Source organism: Streptomyces sp. NPDC006283 (assembly GCF_040613325.1).
Taxonomy (GTDB): domain Bacteria; phylum Actinomycetota; class Actinomycetes; order Streptomycetales; family Streptomycetaceae; genus Streptomyces.
Map to the genome: position 1 here is coordinate 1 of NZ_JBEXRZ010000317.1, position 5,809 is coordinate 5,809.

Here is a 5,809-nt window from a genome sequence, read left to right on the forward strand (position 1 = left end):
TCACCACGTCGTTGCCCTTGCTCGTGGACGTAGTCCCGGACCTGGCCCGCAGCCGCACCGTCACGCCCGCGCGGCTCGCCGACAGGTCACGCCCCGGACGCCGAGCAGCCCGGCGCGGGAGCCGGGACAGGGCACGGCGCGCAGGGCGACAGCCGGGGCGGCGGGCCCGAAGGCATGTCGCAGGGCAGTGTGCGGCGGGTCGACGACACCCCGCCCGACCAGGGGGAACGGCACAGTCGCCCGCCGGTGGTGGCGGCTGTGGTGAGCCGGACCCTGACCGGCGCTCACGCGCGGGCCACGGCACCGGAGCGCGGAGCGGTCAGGTGAACTGAGGCATCTCGCCCGCGGTCGTCCCGATGTCGATGACGGAGAACGCGGCGCCCTGCTGGTCGGCGACCGACGCGAACCGGCCGAAGGGGCTGTCCCTCGGCCCCCAGTGCAGCTTTCCACCCAGCCTGGTGACCGTCGCCACGGCCGCGTCGCAGTCCTCCACGCCGAAGTACACGTTGACGTACGGATGGACATCGGCCGGGAAGTCCTCGGTCATCTTCAGCCGGCCGACCACGGGCTCGCCGCCGACGTGCCACAGGCTGAAGTCGACCGACTCGTGCTGCATCCGTTTCGCCTCGTAGGGAAAGACGGCGGGGAAGAAGTGGTCGGCCTTCTCCACGTCCCTGGTGGTGACCTCCGCCCAGCAGTAGGCGCCGGGTTCGCCGGTCCGCTCGAAGCCCCTGTGACTGCCCGGCTGCCAGACGCTGAAGAACACGCCGCTCGGTTCCTCCGCCGTGACCATGGTGCCGAAATCGGCGACCGGCATCGGATCCATCAGCAGAGCGCCGCCGTTGTCGCGGATCTTCTCGGCGGTGGCGGCGATGTCGGACGAGGCGAAGTAGAGATTCCAGGACGGGGGCCCGCCGGCCCCGGGCATCTGCGGGACGACGGCGGCCACCGGCCTGCCGCCGGAGAGCGCCTGTGTGTAGCCGCCGAAGTCCGGCGAGCCCTCGTCGAAGGTCCAGCCGAACAGCTCGCCGTAGAAGCGCTTCGCGCCCTCCATGTCGGGAAACATCGCGTCCGCCCAGCAGGGCGTGCCTTCGGGGTGCGCTGCCATGGTGTCCAAGCCTTCCTGCATGTCGGTTCTCTCCTTCGCACGCTATGCGTCCCGGTGCCCCGCCGCCCGTAGGACGCGCGGCCGTGCGAGTGCCGGCACGGGGGCGCGGCCGTGGCGGGTGGCCGCCATGGCGCGTACCCGCCAGTGCCGTTCGGTTCGCAGACAGCTTGATCGCGTCGAAACTCTTCGCAGCGTCCGGAGCCACCCCCGTCAACCGGACGTCCCGAGGAGAGGCATCCATGACCACCAGAGCACCCGCGAGACGCGGAGCCCGGCTGATGGCCGCCGGGTTGACGCTCGTTCTGCTCCCGGCCGGACAGGCCGTCGCCGCGGGCGCGGACCGCGACCCGGTCCCGCCCGCGGCAAGCAGCCGAGCGGGCACCACCGCCCATGCGGCGCACACCGTGACGCTGATCACCGGTGACAAGGTCACCGTGACCGACCTCGCCGGCGGCAAGAAGGCGGTGGACGTGCAGCGCCCCAAGGGGGCTGACGGCGCCGTACGCAGCGAGATCTCCGACGGCAGGATCACGGTCGTCCCGGACGAGGCGCGGCCGTATTTGAACGCGGGCATCCTCGACGAGCGGCTCTTCGACGTCACCGGGCTCATCGAGCAGGGGATCGACGGGGCCGCCGGGACGCCGCTGATCCTGTCGTACGCGAAGACCTCGCGCAGCGCCGCACCGCGCGGGGCCGAATCGGTCCGCGCCCTGCCCAGCATCAACGGCGCGGCCGTCGAGGCCGCCGCCTCGGGCGAGTTCTGGCGTTCCGTCACCGCAGGCGCCTCGCGGTCCCGTTCCGCGTTCGCCGCCGGGGTCACCAAGGTGTGGCTGGACGGGCAGGTCAAGGCCGACATGGCCGAGTCCAACGACCAGATAGGCACCCCGCAGGCGTGGGAGGCCGGGCTGACCGGCAAGGGCGTCAAGGTCGCCGTCCTCGACACCGGTGTGGACGCCGGGCACCCCGACCTGGCAGGCAGGATCACCGAGTCCAAGTCCTTCATCGAGGGGCAGGAGGTCGCCGACCGCAACGGCCACGGCACCCATGTCTCCTCCACCGTCGGCGGCAGCGGTGCCGCGTCGGACGGCAAGGAGAAGGGTGTCGCCCCCGAGGCGACGCTCGCCGTCGGCAAGGTCCTCAGCGACGAGGGCAGCGGCAGCGAGTCACAGATCATCTCCGGCATGGAGTGGGCGGCCAAGGACATCGACGCCAAGATCGTGTCGATGAGCCTCGGTTCGCGCGAGGGCACCGACGGCACCGACCCGATGGCGCAGGCCGTGAACACCCTGTCCAAGGACACGGGCGCACTGTTCGTGATCGCCGCCGGCAACAGCGGCGCCCCCGGCACCGTCGGTTCGCCGGGTTCCGCCGACTCCGCCCTGACCATCGGCGCGGTCGACTCCGCGGACGCGCCCGCCTACTTCACGAGCCAGGGCCCGCGCTTCGGCGACAACGCGCTGAAGCCCGATCTGTCCGCGCCGGGCGTCGACATCCTCGCGGCCCGCTCGCAACTGACCGCCGGCGAAGGCCCGTACACGACGATGAGCGGCACCTCCATGGCCACGCCGCATGTCGCGGGTGTGGCGGCGCTGCTCGCCGAGAAGCACCCCGACTGGACGGGACAGCAGCTCAAGGACGCGCTGATGAGCACGTCCAAGCAGCTCACGGCGGACGCGTACACCCTCGGCACGGGCCGCGTGGACGTCCCGGCGGCCGTCGGCGCGGCCGTCACCGCCACCGGCAGCGCGGACCTCGGCTTCGTCGGCTGGCCGTACGAGGGCAACGAGCCCGTCACCCGCACGGTGACGTACACCAACCACACCGACGCGCCCGTCACCCTGGACCTCGCCGTCGAGGGCGTCCCGGCCGGTGTCGCCACGCTCGCCGACACCACGCTCACCGTCCCCGCGCACGGCACCGCCGCGACGACGGTCACGGGTGACGGCACCAAGGCGCCCGTCGGCAACACCTCCGGCCGCATCACCGCCACCGCGGACGGCAAGGCCGTCGCGCACACCGCCGTCGGCATGGTGAAGGAGGAGGAGCGCTACACCCTGACCGTCCACGTCAAGGACCGTGACGGCAAGGCCACGGGCGCCTACCTCGGTGTGCAGAAGCTGGAGCAGGGCAACGACCCGTTCCCCGTGACGGTCGACGAGTCCGGCACGCTCGAACTGCGTCTGAAGCCCGGCACGTACTCCGTCGACTCGTTCCTCGACGTGCGCGGCAGCCACGGCAAGGACTCCCTCGGCGTCGGCTTCCTCACCGAGCCCGGTGTCACCCTCGACCGGGACCGCGAGATCACCCTCGACGGACGCGAGTTGCGCGAGATCAAGGCCGAGGTCGAGCGGCGCACCGAGACCCGTCAGCTGCTGATGGAGTTCAGCCGCAAGGCGAACGGTGTCAACTACGGCGGCGCCGTGCAGGTCCCGCCCAAGTACGACAGCATCTTCGCCGCGCCCACCCGTAAGCCCGCCACCGGCACCTTCGAGTACCGGACCGTGTGGCGCCTGGGCAAGCCGGTCCTCGACGTGGCCGTGGACGGCCTTCGCATCGGCGGGGCGACCCAGCAGGGCGGCACCACCATGGCCGACGGCGACTGGCGCTCCGGCATCGTGGACGCGGGCGACGGCAGCGTTGCCGCCTACGAGGGCAAGGACGTACGCGGCAAGGCCGTTCTCGTACGGCACACCGGTGCGATCATCCCGGCGAAGCTGGCGCAGAACGCCGAGGACGCGGGCGCGAAGATCCTGTTCGTCACCGACGACGCACCCGGCCGGCTGATGGACTGGTTCGGTACGGAGGCGTGGGAGAACCGGTCGCTGCACGTGGCGACCGTGAACGCCGCCGACGGCGCCCGTCTCGCCGACGCCGCCCGGCGTCACCGGAGCGTGGACATCAGCGCCGACCCGGACCCGTCGTACACCTACGACCTGTCCCAGGGGCACCCGGGCGCGATCCCGGACCGGGACCTGACCTACCGTCCCGGCAAGCGGGAACTGGCCGTGCTGGACACGAAGTTCCACGCCGCGAAGCCCGTCGACGGCGGCGAGTTCCGCTACTCGATCACCGACACCTTCCCGGTCGGCTTCGGCTTCCAGGAGAGGATCAGGTTCCCCGCGGAGCGCACCGACTACGTCAGCACCGGCCCCGGCCAGCTCTGGCACGAGTCGATGAGCAGCGGCCCGGGCGCCCTCGAGCAGCGCAGCGGCCTGGTGGACTACAAGGGCGGCACACGCCCCGAACTCAACTGGTTCAAGCCCGTGCTGCACCCCTGGCTGGGCACCGGCCTCGGCTGGGGACAGCAGCGGTCCGGGAACGACCTGCAGTTCAACACCCCCGGCTGGGGTGACCAGGGCCCCGACCACACCGGCTTCGGCGATGTGTGGAGCGACGACTCGATGACACAGTTCACCGAGGTCTACGTGGACGGTGTGCGGGTCGACCGCAAGATGAGCTCCGGTGCGTACGCCCGCAACGTCAAGTCGACCGAGCAGGAGTTCAAGGTCGTCACCGACACCACGCTCGACCCCGAGCGCTGGCGCCTCGCGACGAAGGGGCACGCGGAGTGGACGTTCCGCTCCAAGGAGACCCCGGCCGACCGGTGGACGTTCCTGCCGCTGCTCAACCTCGGCTTCGACGTCGACACCGACCTGCGCGGCGACGTGCGCGGAGGCAAGCGCCTGGACCTCGGGATCTTCTCCGAGTACGTCGAGGGCGCGCCGGACACCGGGAAGATCACCGGCGGCACGCTGGAGGTCTCCTTCGACGACGGCAAGACCTGGAAGAAGCTCGGACTCGACGGCGTGCGCGGCAAGCCCGCCGCCTGGGAGGGCTCGGTCACGGTGCCGAAGGACGCCGAGTACATCTCGCTGCGCGCCTCCGCGGCCGATGACCGGGGCGGCTCCGTGAAGCAGGAGATCATTCGCGCGGTGGGCGTGCGGTAACGGCCCGCCGAGCAGCGCGAAGGGCCCGGTACGGCGACCGTACCGGGCCCTTCGTCGTGCCGTGCCGCTACTCGGGGCCCACGATGCCCCGAACGACACCCAGGTCCACCAGGTCCTGAGGCCGCAGCCGCAACTGGTCAGCGGTGTGCGGCACCTGCTCCGGGGAGCGCTTGAGGATCGCCGCTGCGAGCTCCGGAGCGATGACGGAGAAGTAGCTGCCCGGCGCGGCCCAGGTGTTGCCGGGCGCGGCGAGCGCCAAGGCGCCCCCGGAGCCGCCCTCGCCGATGAGCAGGCTCGTCAGCGGTGTACGGGCGGCCGCCACGGCCGTGAACAGCTCCGCGATCGCCGCGCCCGCGCCGCGGCGCTCGGCCTCGGCGCCGTTGGCGGCGCCCGGCGTGTCGATGAGCGTCAGGACGGGGAGCCCCAGCCGGTCGGCGAGCCGTACGACGCGGGCGGCCGTGCGGTAACCGGCGGGCGTGGTCGCCGTGCCGCACTGGGCCGCGTACGCCACCGGCCGCCCGTCCCGCAGCCCCACACCGCACAGCATTCCCGGGTCGTCACCGCCGCACCTGTCCCCGCGCAGCGGCGCGCGACGCGTGAAGTAGTCGTCGAGATACGCCTCGGCCCGTGGCCGTCCCGGCTCACGCGCCTGCCGCACGGCGTCCCATCCGCTGCGCGGCAGCTCCCCGCCCCCGCCGAGCCAACCGCCCCTGCGACCATCCGCGGGCTTTACGCAGCTCTCTGATCAGCTCGC

At 72.1% G+C, this 5,809-nt stretch carries 2 protein-coding genes and 1 pseudogene; 1 reads left to right on the plus strand and 2 read right to left on the minus strand.

Features of this window, described 5'->3' with window-relative positions; genetic code table 11:
- Window positions 1–319: 319 nt before the first annotated feature.
- Window positions 320–1,108 carry a VOC family protein gene (locus ABZ070_RS34830; RefSeq protein ID WP_356639910.1) on the minus strand — a complete coding sequence of 263 codons (789 nt, stop codon included), beginning with the start codon at window positions 1,106–1,108 and terminating at the stop codon, window positions 320–322.
- A gap of 239 nt (window positions 1,109–1,347) precedes the next feature.
- Here ABZ070_RS34830 and ABZ070_RS34835 point away from each other — a divergent pair, with 239 nt between their 5' ends.
- On the plus strand, window positions 1,348–5,055 hold the full coding sequence (locus ABZ070_RS34835) for a S8 family serine peptidase (protein WP_356639908.1): 3,708 nt from the start codon (window positions 1,348–1,350) through the stop codon (window positions 5,053–5,055).
- A gap of 67 nt (window positions 5,056–5,122) precedes the next feature.
- On the opposite strand, the pseudogene ABZ070_RS34840 reads toward ABZ070_RS34835, so the two are convergent.
- Window positions 5,123–5,740, minus strand: a pseudogene (locus ABZ070_RS34840) (carboxyl transferase domain-containing protein); the annotation flags it as partial.
- Window positions 5,741–5,809: the final 69 nt, after the last annotated feature.